The sequence below is a fragment of the Streptomyces sp. NPDC047028 genome, assembly GCF_040644095.1.
In the GTDB taxonomy this organism is placed as follows: domain Bacteria; phylum Actinomycetota; class Actinomycetes; order Streptomycetales; family Streptomycetaceae; genus Streptomyces.
The window spans coordinates 26,147-39,568 of the sequence record NZ_JBEYVS010000034.1 but is presented as its reverse complement, the minus strand read 5'-3'; the positions used below and the strand labels follow the sequence as shown (position 1 = coordinate 39,568).

The window sequence follows — 13,422 nt, the reverse complement described above, 5'->3', positions numbered from 1 at the left end:
GCCATGCCCACCAGGATCCTCCCGGCCGGCGCCGACCCGGACGCCGTCCGCTCCCTGGTCACCCTGCTCAGCCAGCTCCCGGACGCCGAACCGCAGCCGCCCGTGGCCGACTCCACCCAGCTCGTCGACACCCTCGCCCGGCTCGCCGCCGAGTCCGTCGACGAACTCCCCGAGGTCGTCGTCGTCCACGAACTCATCGGCCCCGTCCCCGCGCTGGAGCTGATCCGCGAGGTCGCCCTGCGCTTCCCGGCCGTCGGCGTCATCCTGGTCACCACCGACGCGAGCCCCGGCCTGTTCTCCGCCGCCATGGACGCCGGCGCCCGCGGCCTGGTCGCGCTCCCGCTGTCGTACGACGAACTCGCCAGCCGCGTCCAGGCCGTCGCCCAGTGGTCCACCGGCGTGCGGCGGCATCTCGGGCACGGCGCCGAGGTGTTCGGCGGCGCCGACGGGACCGTCGTCACGGTCAGCGGCGCCAAGGGAGGCGTCGGCGCCACCCTGGTCGCCATCCAGCTCGCCCTCGCCGCCCAGGCCTCCGGCCGGCCCACCGCGCTCGTCGACCTCGACCTCCAGGCCGGCGACATCGCCTCCTACCTCGACGTGCAGTTCCGCCGCTCGGTCGCCGACCTCGCCACCATCACCGACCTCTCCCCCCGCGTCCTCGCCGACGCCGTCTTCCGCCACGACACCGGAGTGGCCCTCCTGCTCGCCCCCGCCGAGGGCGAGCGCGGCGAGGACGTCACCGAGCGCGCCGCCCGCCAGCTCCTCGGCGCCCTGCGCTCCCGCTACGAGGTCGTCGTCGTCGACTGCGGCGCCCAGCTCGGCGCGGCGAGCGCCGCCGCCGTCGAACTCGCCGACACGGCCCTGCTGGTGGCCACGCCCGACGTGATCGCCGTACGCGCCGCCAAGCGGACCGTGCGCATGTGGGACCGGCTGCAGATCCGCAAGGCCGAGGAGACGACCGTCGTCGTCAACCGGCACACCCGCACCACCGAGATCCAGCCCGCCCTGGTGCAGCGCATCACCGGCACCGCGCTGGCCCGCACCGCCGTCCCCGCCCACTTCAAGGAACTCCAGGCCGTGGTGGACGCGGGACGCCTGCACGAACTGGACTCCAGGAGCACGGTCAAGCAGGCGTTGTGGACCCTCGCCGGAGAACTGGGGCTCGCGAAGGCACCGGAGACCGGCACCGCCTCGCACCGGGGCGCGGGTCGCGGCTCAGGCCGCGGCTCGGCTCGCGGCTCCGTCGGCTTCCGGCGGCGCAAGGAGGTGTGACGGGTGAGGCGAAGGCCGGGAGGCGACCGGGGGCAGGTGAGCGTCGAGCTGCTCGGGATGACCCCGCTGATCATCCTGACGCTGGTGCTGATGTGGCAGTGCGTCCTCGTGGGATACACCTTCACCCTCGCGGGTAACGCTGCCGACGAGGCCGTACGCGCGGGCACCGCCACGGCACCCGGCGGACGCCAGGCCGCGTGCGAGGCGGCCGGACTGAGGAACCTGTCGTCGGCATGGAGGGGGGACGCCACCGTGAGCTGCGGCGGATCCGGCTACGTGACGGCCGACGTCTCCCTGAAAGTCCCCGTCCTCTTCCCCGGCGTCGTCTCCTTCCCCGTCACGGTGCACGGCCACGCCGGCGCCGTGGAGGAGGTGAAACAATGACGCCGTACACCCGCGAACGCGGGCTGCGTGACGCCGGCCAGGTCGCCGTCGAGTACCTCGGGTTCATTCCGGTCCTGCTGATCGTCGCCCTCGCCGGCATCCAGATCGGCGCCGTGGCCTACGCCGCCGAACAGGCCGGCACGGCGGCCCGCGCAGGGGCCCGGGCGGCATCGCTGCGGGAGTCGTACGCACAGGCCTGCGCGGACGCCGTCAGCGGACCGCTGGACGTGTCGTGCTCCGCGGCCGAGGGCGGCGGCACGGTCACCGTGACGGCCGCCGTCCACATCCCCAAGGTCCTCCTGTGGGACTTCGGGGAGGCCCGCAAGACGGCCACCATGCCGCTCGACCACTGAAGGGCAGGGCAGCAGATCATGAGCCTGCGGGCACGCGTCAACTCCCCCGAGGAGCACGGCAGCCGGGGCGAGGACGGCCACCTCGTCGCCTCCTACCGCGCCAAACTGCTGGAGGAGATCGACCTCGCGGAGATGAGCGCGCTCGCCGCCGCCGACCGCCGGGCCCGGCTGGAGCGGGTGCTCGGCCACATCATCAGCCGCGAGGGCCCCGTCCTGTCCACGGTGGAACGGTCCCAGCTGATCCGCCGCGTCGTCGACGAGGCGCTCGGCCTCGGCATCCTCGAACCGCTGCTGGAGGACGCCTCCATCACCGAGATCATGGTGAACGGCCCCGACGCCATCTTCGTCGAACGCGGCGGCCGCGTGGAACAGCTGCCCCTCCGCTTCGTCTCCGCCGACCAGCTGATGCAGACCATCGAACGCATCGTCTCCACCGTCAACCGTCGCGTGGACGAGTCGAATCCCATGGTCGACGCCCGCCTGCCCTCCGGCGAACGCGTCAACGTCATCATCCCGCCGCTGTCCCTGACCGGCCCCATCCTCACCATCCGCCGCTTCCCGCGCTCCTTCACCCTGAAGGAACTCGTCGGCTTCGGCTCCCTCGACGAGCACATGGTGTTCCTGCTGGCCGGCCTCGTGCAGGCCAAGTTCAACATCATCGTGTCCGGCGCCACCGGCACCGGGAAGACCACCCTCCTCAACGCCCTCTCCGGGCTGATCCCGGCCCACGAACGCATCATCACCATCGAGGACTCCGCCGAACTCCAGCTCCAGCAGTCCCACGTGGTCCGCCTGGAGTCCCGGCCGCCCAACGTCGAGGGCAAGGGCCACGTCACCATCCGCGACCTGGTCCGCAACTCGCTGCGCATGCGGCCCGACCGCATCGTCGTCGGCGAGGTCCGCGGCGGCGAGTCCCTCGACATGCTCCAGGCCATGTCCACCGGCCACGACGGCTCCCTCGCCACCGTCCACGCCAACAGCGCCGAGGACGCCCTCACCCGGCTGCAGACCCTCGCCTCCATGTCCGACGTCGAGGTCCCCTTCGTCGCCCTGCACGACCAGATCAACAGCGCCGTCGACGTCCTCGTCCAGCTCACCCGGTTCGCCGACGGCGCCCGGCGCATCACCGAGATCGCCCTCCTCGACAGCCACGGCGGGGAGCCGTACCGGCTGGCCACCGTCGCCCGGTTCGACGCGCGGCCCATGACGCACGACGGCCGCGTCCACGGCACCTTCCAGTACTTCCCCCTGCCCCGCCGCACCGCCGACCGCCTCTACATGGCGAGCCAGCCCATCCCGCAGGCCTTCGGCGTCGCCCACCACGCGGACCAGCTCGCCACCCGAGAAGCCAGGTAGGCCGACACCCATGGAACTCCACACTCTCGTCCAGCTCACCACCGGCGTCACCCTGCTGACCTGCGTCCTGGCGGTGCTCGGCCTGCACACCTACGCCGCCGGACGCGCCCGGCGCGCGGAACTGGTCGAACGGCTCACCCACACCGGCACGCCCCCCGTCACCGGCCGCCGTCGCCGCTTCCGCGACCTCGACCGCCGGCTGCGCCGCACCCGCCTCGGCCACCGGCTGGAAATCCGCCTCGCGGCCACCGGCCTGGACATCACCCCCGGCGAGTTCTTCGCCGGCATGCTCGCCGCGGTCGCCGCCCTCTGGATCATCGGGCAGGCCACCCTCGCCCCGTTCTTCGGGCCCCTCGCCGGCCTCCTGGGCATCGGCGCCGCCGTCCAGTTCCTCAACTGGCAGCGCCAGAAACGCATCGAACGCTTCATCAACCAACTCCCGGAACTGGCCCGCATCCTCGCCAACGCCACGCAGGCCGGCCTCGCCCTGCGCACCGCCATCGGCATGGCCGCCGAAGAACTGGAGGCCCCCGCCGGCGAGGAACTGTCCAAGGTCGCCGACCAGCTCGCCATCGGCCAGTCCATGGAGGACGCCCTCGGCGAACTCGCCGACCGCCTGCCCTCCCGCGAACTCGTCGTCCTCGTCACCACCCTGGTCCTGTCCAACCGCGCCGGCGGCCAGGTCGTCTCCGCCCTGCGGAACCTCACCGAGACCCTGGAGGAACGCAAGGAGACCCGGCGCGAGATCCGCACCCAGCTCTCCCAGGTGACCATGACGTCGTACGCCGTCCCCGTCCTCGGCATCGGGGCGCTGTTCCTGATGAACGGCGTCAAGGACGGCGCCCTGGAACGGATGACCGGATCACCCGTCGGCCAGGTGTGCGTGATCGTCGCGTTCGCCCTGTACGCCGTCGGCTTCGTCCTCATCCGCCGCATGAGCCGCATCGACGTGTGAGGGGACGGCCGAGATGACACTCGTAGGACTCCTGCTGGCCCTCCTCATGGCCCTCGGCGTGTGGGGCGCGTTCGCCGGCATCCGCATGTACCGCGCCGACGCCAAGCTTCCCACCGACCTGGTCCTCGCCCTGGAGGTCGGCTCCACCCGCACCGGCGCGGTCGACTCCCTCGTCGACCGCATGGGCATGCGCTACGCCCCCACCGTGCTGCGCCTCATGGGCCCCCGCCTCGTCGCCAAGTACCGCCGCAGGATCGACCTCGCGGGCAACCCCGGGGGCCTCACCCTCGACCGCTACGCCGCCCGCCGCGCGGTCTACGGCGCCCTCGGCGGCGTCGGCTTCCTGGTGTTCCTGCTGCGCGGCCAGTGGTTCGTCGCCCTGCTCCTGCTGGCCTTCGGCGCGTTCTGGACGGAGGTCGGCATCTGGTCGGCGATCCGCATCCGCAAGGACGTCATCGAACGGACCCTGCCCGACTTCCTCGACGTCCTCGCCGTCGTGGTCAGCGCCGGCCTCGGCTTCCGGCAGGCACTGGACCGGGTGGCCACGAAGTACGAGGGCCCCTGGGCCGACGAACTCCGCATCACCCTGCGCCAGATGGACCTCGGCATGAGCCGCCGCCAGGCCTTCACCGAACTCCGCCGCCGCAACGACTCCGAACAGGTCGCCATGTTCGTCACCGCACTCCAGCAGGGCGAGGAACTGGGCGCGCCCATCGTCGACACCCTGGTCGCCCTGGCCAAGGACATGCGCCGCACCGACGCGCAGAACGCCCGCAGGAAGGCGGCCCGAGCGGTCCCCAAGGCCACGCTGATGATCACCACGTTCATGGTCCCGGCGACGATGCTGCTCCTGGGAGCGGGGCTCATCCTCGGCTCCGGGGTGGACTTCGGGTCCCTTACGGGGAGGTGAGGGCTGTGACGGTTGTCTGGTTGCGGGAGGCGCCGGGGGCGGGGGCGGGTCCGGTCCCTGAGGCGGAGTGTGCGGGCGCGGCTGGCGTCGCGGTCGCCGAGCCGTCGGAGAAGATCCAGGTCAGGGCGTTGCAGGCGATGTGCCGGCAGGTCTTCGGGTTCCGGCTGGCCATGATCGTGCTGGCGGCCCCGGCGGCCCTGCTGAACGCCGCCCCCGGTCTGGGTGCCCGCCTGGTCGGCGCGGCGGTCGTCGTGACCTTCATGGGGTCGTACGTCCTCTTCCGCGACTGGGAGCGCTTCGGCCCCCTCCTCCTGCGCCACCCCAGCCTCCTCGCGGCGGACACCCTCTTCGGCTCCCTGCTCCTGGTCTCGGCGGGCCCCGAAACCACCCTCGCCTACGTCAGCGTCTGCACCCCGCTGCTGGCCGGGCTCGTCTACAGCTGGCGCGGCGCGGCCTGCTTCGCCTCCCTCCAGGCGCTGATCCTGCTCCTCGTGCACGCCACCCTGAAGTCCGAGCAGGGCGTGAGCGTGGCCGAGTCCCTGCTGCTGCCCGGCCTGTGCGTGATCGCCGGCGCCATGGGCTCGACCCTGCGCAGCCTGCTGCTCCGCTTCGGCGCGGCGACCCAGGCCCTGACGACGGTGCAGGCCCGGCTGGCGGCGACGGAGGCGGTGGCCGCCGAACGGGCCCGGCTGGCGCGGGAGATGCACGACTCGGTGGCCAAGACGCTGTACGGCGTGGCGCTGGCGGCGGACGGTCTGGCGGCGACGGCGGCGAACCCGTCCCCCGACGCCGCCCGTGTGCGCCGGCAGGCCGAGCTGGTGTCCCGCTCGGCGCGGCGGGCGGCGGCGGAGTCGCGCGAGCTGCTGAGGGACCTTCGCGGAGAGGGGGCTCCGGGGGCTCCGGCGGCTTCGGAAACGGCGACGTGCGTCTGGCGTGAACTGAGGTCGATGGCCGTGGACTTCACCGCACGAACGGGCCTGCCGGTCGTCTACGAGGGAGATGCCACGGACACCGCGACCGCTCTCCCACCCCTCCCACCCGTCCCGCCTCCGCTCCTCCGCCACCTCCTGGCGATCACGGGGGAGGCGCTGGAGAACGCCCACCGCCACGCGTCCGCGACCCGGGTGGACGTACGGCTCGGAGTCGACGGCGACCAGCTGCGTCTGGTGATCCGCGACGACGGGCGAGGTCTACGTCCCGGAACCACCCTCGAACACCTCCGCGCCTCCGGCCACTTCGGCCTGCTCGGCATGGTCGAACGGGCGGGTGCTGCGGGCGCCCGCATCCGCATCGGGCGCGGTGAGCACGCAGACGGCACGGAGGTCCGGGTGGACCTGCCGCTGCGTGCGCTGACGTGGCGAGATCCGGCAGTCCCGGCGGTTCCGGCAGTCGCGAACATCCGGGAGTTCGAGAGGAGGACCGCATGAGCGACTGGAACGAAGGGGCGGCGGCCTTTCCGCCGCCCGTGGCCGAGAAGCCGTTGCGGCTGGTGGTGGCCGACGACAACCTCGTCGTCCGGGCCGGCCTCACCGCCCTGCTGTCCGGCCGCGACGACATCACCGTGGTCGCCCAGGCGGCGGACGGCCGTGAGGCGTACGAGGCGACGCTGCACCACCGCCCCGACGTCGTCCTCCTCGACGTCCGCATGCCCGGCGTGGACGGCATCGCCGCGCTGCCCCACCTGGTGCCACTGGCCCCGGTCCTCATGCTGACGTACAGCCACGAGAGGGAGACCGTACGGGAAGCGCTGCGGCTGGGGGCCGGTGGATACCTGGTCCACGGCGAGTTCACGACGGAGCAGTTGGCGAGGGCGGTGCGGGACGTCAGCGAGGGGCGGCCGCATGTGACGCCGGGGGCGGCGGAGGCGTTGGTCGTGGGCCTGCGCTCCGGTGCGAATGCACATGGTGAGCCAGAACAGCCCGCTACTGCAAGGCAACTTTCCGATAACATGCTTTCGCAGTTGCAATCCTCTGTGGGACAGTCGTTCCGGGCGGGGTTCCAACTGAGCGTGCGGGAGGCGGAGATCATGGACCTCATCGCGTCCGGCATGACCAACCAGCAGATCGCCGCGGTCTGCTTCATCAGCGAGAAGACCGTCAAGAACCACATCAACCGCATCTTCGCCAAACTGCAGAGCACGAGCCGGGCCCAGGCCGCGGCGAAGTGGCTGGGGGTGAGCTGAGGTGTCCCTCCGGGGGAGCGGTACGGGGCGGGATTGGGCCTGGAGTTGGGCCCTGGGGCCCTGCGCCCAGGACAGTGATGCGGCTTACGGTGCGTACGCCGGACGGGAACCCAGAGGGGAAGACCATGAGCGATCTGATGCTGAAGTGGGTGGTCGCGGTGCAACGCCGCACCAACGACAGGGGACAGACCGCGGTCGAGTATCTGGGCATCATCGCAGTGGTGGTGGCGATCGTTCTGGCGATGACGGGTACGGACATCGGTCAGACCATCCTCGACAAGATCAAGGCGAAGATCGCCGAGATCACCTGACCCGGCGCCACTGGTACGGCGACGCAGGGCAGGCCTTCCCCATCTACATCACGGTGGTGGCGGGTCTGCTCTTTCTTGCGTTGGCCTATCTGGCGGTGGGCCAGGCCGCAGTCAATCGGAGCGGTGCCCAGACGGCTGCTGACGCGGCGGCGCTGGCGGCGGCCCAGAACGCGCGCGACCAACTGGTGGGAAAGTGGCTGCAGGACCTGCGGGATCCCACCACATGGCAGGACATCTTCGATGGCAAGGTCAGCCTCGACAGCCCCTGCTGGCGAGCGGATCAACTGGCCGCGCAGAACGACGCCCGAGTGGACGCCTGTGATCCGGAGGGCTTGACGTACGAGGTCGACGTGACGACCAACAAGTCCGTCGGCGACTCGGTCGTCCCCGGGACGGAGGACGTCAAGTCGACCGCGTCGGCGACTGCGGAGATCGAGTCGATCTGCACCTTCAAGCTGCCCGGTGACAGCGCGAAGGGTGACTCGTTGCCGGAACTCACCTGCAAGGGCAAGGACTGGAAGCCGGACCCGGACCACCAAGCCGGTCTCCCCAAGCCCGAGGACCTCTTCGACGTCCATCTCGTGGACGGGCAAGCGAACGACTAGTGAAGAAGGAAGCGGAGCGATGAGCATTCGGTTCACTGCGAAGGCCCGCCGAGGGATGGTCGCGCTGACTGTTGCGGCCGGTCTGGCTGTCGGTGTGGCCGGGTGCGGCGGCGGTGGTGGCGACGACGGCAAGAAGCCGGACACGTCCGCATCCGCCTCCAGGAGCGATGGTTCGAAGCCGAGTACTCAAGAAGGCCAGTCGGCACAGCCCCTGGCTGAGCTGAAGGGGCCGAACGGGCTGCTTTTGCAGATCACCTCGGCTCAGCGGGACTCGGGCGGCTTCGTCACCGTGAACGGCAACCTGAAGAACGACAGCGGCGACACTGCCGTCATTCCGTCCAACCTCAGTGGGAACGAAACGGAGATCATCAAAAACGGGAGCTCGCTCGGCGGCGCCACACTGGTCGACTCCCAGGGCAAGAAGCGGTACTACGTCCTGCGGGACACGGACGGACGACCGCTCACCACAACCGGCCTCCCCGCGCTGAAGCCCGGAGAGTCGTTGCCCGTGTTCATGCAGTTCCCGTCCCCGCCGACCACGACCACCGATGTGGGGTTTCAGCTGCCCGGCTTCCCCACCGCCACCATCAAGATCTCCGGGTGAGGCCCCCGTGACCACCACACCCCGCCGGTCCCTCCCCCTCGCCGCCACCCTCCTGGTCGTAGCGGCGCTCTACGGCGTGACCCCCGCTCACGCCGACGACACGGACCCCAGTCAGCCGCCCGACACGGCGCCCTCCGCCGCCGCGCCCGTGAAGGTGGACCCGACCGACCCCGATCTCAAGCTCCCCGAGGGGGCCACGCTCGCCACGCCCAAGGTGCTGGACATCAAGTCGGTCGTGGAGGACCAGAGCGGGGACGAGCGGCGGGAGGACACCAACGCCGACGTCACCTTCGCGCTGCAGGCCGAGGTGCTGTTCGGCAAGGACAGCGCCAAGCTGGGCGGCGAGGCCAAGGCCCGGATCGCGACCATCGCCGGGGAGATCAAGAAGCAGAACGCGACCCAGGTCCGCGTCTTCGGTTTCACCGACAACCTCGGTTCGTCCGCCCACGGAGACGTCCTGTCCAAGCAGCGCGCCGACGCCGTACAGGCCGTCCTGGACCAGGACCTGAACGACCCGAGCGTCACCTTCGAGGTCCGCGGCTACGGCGAGCAGTACCCGATCGCCGACAACTCCACCGAAGCCGGCCGGAAGAAGAACCGCAGGGTCGAGATCTCCTTCCCCCGCACGGAAGGGCAGTGAGCGGGAGAAGGACGGCGACGGCAGGTCCGATACGCCGTGCCGGCGCCGCCCACCTCGTACTCGAACCAGATCCGGTGCGTGCCGTCCGCGTCGACCGCCATGCCGCCGGCACCTCGGATCCCGGCCAGCTCCCCGGTGCCGCTGCGCGGGACGATCACGAAGAACTCGGCGTCTCTGTCCTCCCCGAGGGTGGTGGCGGAGTGGGCGAAGTTGAACGCCCCGCTCCGCCCCTGCAACGCCCCGTCGAAGGACTCCATCGCGACATACGTACCCGTCCCGCTGCCCTGGTCGTACGCGGCGGTGAACAGCGTCCCGGACACCCCGGAGACCTCACCCTCGTACCGCTTCCGCATGGTGGCCACACCGACGGGCACCGCCGTCTCGACCGCCGGCTCCGGCATCCGCACGGGCGCGGGCGTGAAGTCCTCGACCTTGAACGTCCCTGAAGCTCTCATGCCTGCCGATGCTAGGCCGTACCACTGACAACGCCCGCGAGGTCAGCTCGTGTGGTCGGCGGCCGGCGCCGGCGCCGGCGCGGGCGCCCAGGCGCCGAGCCCGTGCGGCGGGAACCGTCGCATCAGCTCGTCCGCCTCCGTGTGCAACGCGCGCCGCTTCCTGACCCACCACACCATGAGCCAGATGATGGCCGGCACCAGCAGGGAGAAGAAGACGAGGGGCGCGATGAGCGCCGTGTTCTCGGTGTGGACCAGGTCGACGGCCATCGAGATCACGCCGAACAGACCGGCCACGACAGCCGGGACGAGCCTGAGCAGATTCTGCTCGTTCTTGATCAACTCGGCGTGGTTGCGGACCGCGCGGGCGCTGGCCCCGTGGAAGGCGGGGTGCTGGGCGGCCACCTCGAACGGCGTACCGGGCGCCACGGCCTCCCAGCGCGCAGCCGGGTCCGGGTCCGGCACGAACACCCGCCGCCGTACGGATTTGTGGCCCAGTGTCTTCAGGTGGCGGTACCCGTAGGCGGTGGCGAGCCGGCTCGCCTGCTCGGGCAGCAGCTGCGTGGTCCGGATCACGACCTCGGGGCGACCGTCGAAGAGGTGGGCATACACGCCGGGCCTGAGCCGGCGGGCCTCCGCCATCCGCTCCCCGGACGTCCCCCGCGCCTCGCTGACCACCACACAACTCCTGTCGACCTGCGAGCCTGTCGACCCGTCATGCACGCGCTACAGGGTAACGGCCACCTTGGTCCCCACCCGTAGGCCCCACCGCGCCATGGCCCCCGTCTCCGACTCCAGCACATGCCGGGAACGGAGGCGGGGCCGGCCCAGGCGGCCCGGTCTCATCGTGCGTACGGCGATGACGGTGAGGTTGCGGTCGAGGTACGCCACGTCGATGGGGATGCGCATGCGGAACGTGTGGATGGACCCGGCGGGGGAGAGGAGCAGCGCGCCGTCGACCGAGTCCCGGCCCAACAGCCCTTTGGTGCGGGCGCGGTAACTGGTCGCGATCTCCAGGGGGACGGCGACGGCTGGTGCCCCGCCCCCCGTGCCGTGCACCACCAGCGTTCCCCGGCCGTCCCGCCAGCGAGCCATGTCCGGTCACCTCCCTGGCACACCGTACCCAGGCGCCGCGTCCCTCGTTGTGGATCACGGAAGGTACGGCGAGGGGACCGGGTGGATGGCTGAGCGGCTGGCCGTTGATGACGACGAACTCGGCCACTTCATGAAGCTGCTGAAGCAGTCGAGCGACTCCCTGAAGGGCATGCGGAAGGCCCTCGGCGACGCGACGGTCAGCGGTCTCGGCACGGAAGACCTGGATTCCGCATGCGAGGACTTCCAGGACGACTGGAAGTACGGCGCCCACCAGATCGGGCAGCAGACCGAGGACCTCGCCAAGATCATCGGCCAGAGCAAGGACAGCTACCGCGAGGTGGACAAGGCGCTGGAGGCCGCGCTGCGGAAGACCGGGCGGGGCAGCGCGTGAGGTACGTCCACCTGGGGTTCGACCCCGCACCTGGCAGCACGGACACCGTCCGCGACCTGCACGACAAGCTCGCGGAGTGCGCCAAGGTCCTGGGCGAGACGCACGAGCGCGTCACCAAGCTGCTGGACGGCAGCTACTGGAAGGGCGACGCTGCCGTCGCGTTCCGCGAACAGCTTTCCGGGGGTCCGCTGCCGCTCGACCTCAAGGACGCCGCGCACTCCCTGCACAAGGCCGCCCGGCACTTGGGCAGTTGGCAGGGCGAACTCGACGAGTTCCAGCGCCGGGCCAAGCGGCTGGACAGCGACGCGAAGGACGCGCGGGTGGCCATGGATGCGGCGAAGCGGCACGGCGGCGAGGAGAGGGTGACCGAGGCACAGAGTGACCTCGACAAGGTCATCGCCAAGGCGAAGGAACTGGCCGGCGAGCACGAGGAGCGGGCCGGGTACCGGGCACGGAAGATCCGGGCCGCCACGAAGAAGCTGGCGCCGCATGAGCCCGGGGCGTGGGACAAGTTCACCGACTGGCTGGACGACAACCTCCCCGACATCCTCAGCGCCTGCGCGGCGGTACTCGGCGTGATCGCCCTCCTCGGCCTGACGGCCGTCGCCCCTTGGGTGCTGTTTCTGGCAGCGGGGTTGTTGAGCGGGGTGGCTTTCGGATTGAGGGTCAGCGACCCCGAGGTCTTGGCGTCTTTGGAGGACGGGTTCGCGAAGGGGGAGTTGGATGTCGACTTCTGGAGTAACGCGCTGGGAGTCACCGGGGACCTCTTGGGGATGCTTCCCGGGGCGGGAGCTGTGGCCAAGGGAGGCTTCCTGGGGCTCAGGGCCCTTGGGCGGTCCGGCGAGCTGTTGTCCTTGGCAGGAGAGGGGGACGAGGCGCTGAGTCTGGGACAGACGGTCGCGCGGGTCGGCACCAATGTCAGGACGTCGGTCAAGGCGGTTGGTGCCTCCGTTAAGGCCGAGGCCTCTACGGCGGAGGGCGCCGTGAGTATGTTTTCCCACCCGAGGGTGTTCGGCGGGAGGCTGGCGCCGATCGTGGAGAAGATCGACGCGCCTGCGACCTATCTGGGAGCGGGCACTGCGGTGTACGGGGTCGCCAGCAGCCTCGCAGACGGCCTCGACAACGACACGACCAAGGCCACCAGCAATGTCCTCGACGGAACCAGGACTGTCGGTGTCGACCTTCCGGCGACCGCAGGTGCCCTTCACTTCCTGCTGCGGGGAGCGCAGACAGCACCATGACCAGTCCTCTCTACATGATCGACGAATCGGCTCTCAGCGAGGATGCCGATGTCTGGTTCGTCCTCCCGCCTGGTTTCGTCCCACTTCCGCTTCGGGAACTGGCCATTGCGGAGCAAAACCCGGCGATGGCCGGCCGGCTGGGAGACGCATTGCGTCCGCTGTTCGAAGCCAGCGCCGACGCCGCCGCCAGGCAGCGCCTGTTGACGGCTTTCGGTCCTGTTCTACGGATGGCGCAGGTCCTCTTGTCGGTCGACACGGTGCATTGCTGTGTCGGCCTGCACGTGGACGACGTCGGGGACGGCGATCTGCTGCTCTCCATGTTCACGCTCACGTGGAAGGCTACGAATTGGGCGCCGCGCAGGGTTCTCGTGGCTCGCGCTCTTGCGGGAGCGCAGGGCACTGAGTACAGGGAAAGACTCGATTTGCCGTGTGGCCCTGCCGCGTTCGTCCAATCGAGGCTGACAGGGCCACCCGAAGTGGGGCCGGTAGCGGGCAGGCAACTGCTTCAGGTGACGGCGCATGTTCCGTGCACTGAAGGGCGCCGAATCGCGATACTGACGCTCGCCACGACTGCGACTGAGCGTGCGCAGGAGTACCGCTGTCTACTCCGGGATATCGCACGATCGGTCAGTTTTGAGAATCCATTCGCGGACCCGCGCAACGAGGAGTGA

General features: G+C 70.5%; 18 protein-coding genes. 15 read left to right on the top strand and 3 right to left on the bottom strand.

Annotated elements, in window-relative coordinates; genetic code table 11:
• Positions 1-3 precede the first annotated feature (3 nt).
• The 12 genes from ABZ854_RS27055 (at position 4) to ABZ854_RS27000 (ending at position 9,572) form a co-directional block, all read left to right on the top strand.
• Entirely contained in the window at positions 4-1,272 is a 1,269-nt protein-coding gene (locus ABZ854_RS27055) for a P-loop NTPase (protein ID WP_361215342.1), read from the top strand.
• 3 nt (positions 1,273-1,275) lie between these two features.
• Positions 1,276-1,656: a TadE/TadG family type IV pilus assembly protein gene (locus ABZ854_RS27050; RefSeq protein ID WP_361215339.1), complete on the top strand. Its 381-nt coding sequence runs from the start codon at positions 1,276-1,278 to the stop codon at positions 1,654-1,656.
• Entirely contained in the window at positions 1,653-2,009 is a 357-nt protein-coding gene (locus ABZ854_RS27045; RefSeq protein WP_361215337.1) for a TadE/TadG family type IV pilus assembly protein, read from the top strand. Before ABZ854_RS27050 ends, ABZ854_RS27045 begins: the two co-directional genes overlap by 4 nt.
• Positions 2,010-2,027: 18 nt before the next feature.
• Entirely contained in the window at positions 2,028-3,365 is a 1,338-nt protein-coding gene (locus ABZ854_RS27040; RefSeq protein WP_361215334.1) for a CpaF family protein, read from the top strand.
• 10 nt (positions 3,366-3,375) lie between these two features.
• On the top strand, positions 3,376-4,320 hold the full coding sequence (locus ABZ854_RS27035) for a type II secretion system F family protein (protein WP_361215331.1): 945 nt from the start codon (positions 3,376-3,378) through the stop codon (positions 4,318-4,320).
• Between the two features lie 13 nt (positions 4,321-4,333).
• A complete protein-coding gene (locus ABZ854_RS27030) occupies positions 4,334-5,230 on the top strand; it encodes a DUF5936 domain-containing protein (protein ID WP_361215329.1) in 897 nt (298 codons plus the stop codon).
• Between the two features lie 137 nt (positions 5,231-5,367).
• The gene (locus ABZ854_RS27025) at positions 5,368-6,657 is read left to right on the top strand and encodes a histidine kinase (RefSeq protein ID WP_361215479.1); all 1,290 of its coding nucleotides are present in this window, start codon (positions 5,368-5,370) and stop codon (positions 6,655-6,657) included.
• Complete coding sequence (locus ABZ854_RS27020; protein ID WP_361215326.1) at positions 6,654-7,412, top strand: response regulator transcription factor; 759 nt, start codon at positions 6,654-6,656, stop codon at positions 7,410-7,412. Before ABZ854_RS27025 ends, ABZ854_RS27020 begins: the two co-directional genes overlap by 4 nt.
• 125 nt (positions 7,413-7,537) lie before the next feature.
• The gene (locus tag ABZ854_RS27015) at positions 7,538-7,723 is read left to right on the top strand and encodes a hypothetical protein (protein WP_361215323.1); all 186 of its coding nucleotides are present in this window, start codon (positions 7,538-7,540) and stop codon (positions 7,721-7,723) included.
• Positions 7,720-8,328, top strand: coding sequence for a pilus assembly protein TadG-related protein (locus ABZ854_RS27010; protein WP_361215476.1), 609 nt, complete (start codon positions 7,720-7,722; stop codon positions 8,326-8,328). The genes ABZ854_RS27015 and ABZ854_RS27010 overlap by 4 nt, the downstream gene beginning before the upstream one ends.
• Positions 8,329-8,347: 19 nt before the next feature.
• On the top strand, positions 8,348-8,932 hold the full coding sequence (locus ABZ854_RS27005) for a hypothetical protein (protein ID WP_361215320.1): 585 nt from the start codon (positions 8,348-8,350) through the stop codon (positions 8,930-8,932).
• Between the two features lie 7 nt (positions 8,933-8,939).
• The gene (locus ABZ854_RS27000; protein ID WP_361215318.1) at positions 8,940-9,572 is read left to right on the top strand and encodes an OmpA family protein; all 633 of its coding nucleotides are present in this window, start codon (positions 8,940-8,942) and stop codon (positions 9,570-9,572) included.
• On the opposite strand, the gene ABZ854_RS26995 is transcribed toward ABZ854_RS27000, so the two are convergent.
• Genes ABZ854_RS26995 through ABZ854_RS26985 form a run of 3 tightly spaced genes read right to left on the bottom strand, consistent with a single transcriptional unit; the run spans position 9,473 to position 11,119 of the window.
• Positions 9,473-10,027, bottom strand: a complete 555-nt coding sequence (locus ABZ854_RS26995; RefSeq protein WP_361215316.1) for a DUF3224 domain-containing protein — start codon at positions 10,025-10,027, stop codon at positions 9,473-9,475. The two genes, ABZ854_RS27000 and ABZ854_RS26995, sit on opposite strands and share 100 nt — an antisense overlap.
• Positions 10,028-10,069: 42 nt before the next feature.
• Entirely contained in the window at positions 10,070-10,747 is a 678-nt protein-coding gene (locus ABZ854_RS26990) for a hypothetical protein (protein WP_361215314.1), read from the bottom strand.
• Positions 10,748-10,750: 3 nt separating this feature from the next.
• The gene (locus ABZ854_RS26985) at positions 10,751-11,119 is read right to left on the bottom strand and encodes a DUF192 domain-containing protein (protein WP_361215312.1); all 369 of its coding nucleotides are present in this window, start codon (positions 11,117-11,119) and stop codon (positions 10,751-10,753) included.
• Positions 11,120-11,204: 85 nt separating this feature from the next.
• Here ABZ854_RS26985 and ABZ854_RS26980 point away from each other — a divergent pair, with 85 nt between their 5' ends.
• Genes ABZ854_RS26980 through ABZ854_RS26970 form a run of 3 tightly spaced genes read left to right on the top strand, consistent with a single transcriptional unit; the run spans position 11,205 to position 13,422 of the window.
• Positions 11,205-11,510 carry a hypothetical protein gene (locus ABZ854_RS26980; RefSeq protein ID WP_361215310.1) on the top strand — a complete coding sequence of 102 codons (306 nt, stop codon included), beginning with the start codon at positions 11,205-11,207 and terminating at the stop codon, positions 11,508-11,510.
• Positions 11,507-12,751, top strand: coding sequence for a putative T7SS-secreted protein (locus tag ABZ854_RS26975; protein WP_361215308.1), 1,245 nt, complete (start codon positions 11,507-11,509; stop codon positions 12,749-12,751). Before ABZ854_RS26980 ends, ABZ854_RS26975 begins: the two co-directional genes overlap by 4 nt.
• A complete protein-coding gene (locus ABZ854_RS26970; RefSeq protein WP_361215306.1) occupies positions 12,748-13,422 on the top strand; it encodes a hypothetical protein in 675 nt (224 codons plus the stop codon). The genes ABZ854_RS26975 and ABZ854_RS26970 overlap by 4 nt, the downstream gene beginning before the upstream one ends.

Excerpts from the sequence above, each read along its gene's own strand:
- ABZ854_RS27055 (WP_361215342.1), top strand. The coding sequence starts at position 4 with ATGCCCACCAGGATCCTCCCGGCCGGCGCCGACCCGGACGCCGTCCGC.
- ABZ854_RS27045 (WP_361215337.1), top strand. The coding sequence starts at position 1,653 with ATGACGCCGTACACCCGCGAACGCGGGCTGCGTGACGCCGGCCAGGTC.
- ABZ854_RS27040 (WP_361215334.1), top strand. The coding sequence starts at position 2,028 with ATGAGCCTGCGGGCACGCGTCAACTCCCCCGAGGAGCACGGCAGCCGG.
- ABZ854_RS27035 (WP_361215331.1), top strand. The coding sequence starts at position 3,376 with ATGGAACTCCACACTCTCGTCCAGCTCACCACCGGCGTCACCCTGCTG.
- ABZ854_RS27030 (WP_361215329.1), top strand. The coding sequence starts at position 4,334 with ATGACACTCGTAGGACTCCTGCTGGCCCTCCTCATGGCCCTCGGCGTG.
- ABZ854_RS27025 (WP_361215479.1), top strand. The coding sequence starts at position 5,368 with ATGTGCCGGCAGGTCTTCGGGTTCCGGCTGGCCATGATCGTGCTGGCG.
- ABZ854_RS27020 (WP_361215326.1), top strand. The coding sequence starts at position 6,654 with ATGAGCGACTGGAACGAAGGGGCGGCGGCCTTTCCGCCGCCCGTGGCC.
- ABZ854_RS27015 (WP_361215323.1), top strand. The coding sequence starts at position 7,538 with ATGAGCGATCTGATGCTGAAGTGGGTGGTCGCGGTGCAACGCCGCACC.
- ABZ854_RS27005 (WP_361215320.1), top strand. The coding sequence starts at position 8,348 with ATGAGCATTCGGTTCACTGCGAAGGCCCGCCGAGGGATGGTCGCGCTG.
- ABZ854_RS26995 (WP_361215316.1), bottom strand. The coding sequence starts at position 10,027 with ATGAGAGCTTCAGGGACGTTCAAGGTCGAGGACTTCACGCCCGCGCCC.
- ABZ854_RS26985 (WP_361215312.1), bottom strand. The coding sequence starts at position 11,119 with ATGGCTCGCTGGCGGGACGGCCGGGGAACGCTGGTGGTGCACGGCACG.
- ABZ854_RS26980 (WP_361215310.1), top strand. The coding sequence starts at position 11,205 with ATGGCTGAGCGGCTGGCCGTTGATGACGACGAACTCGGCCACTTCATG.
- ABZ854_RS26970 (WP_361215306.1), top strand. The coding sequence starts at position 12,748 with ATGACCAGTCCTCTCTACATGATCGACGAATCGGCTCTCAGCGAGGAT.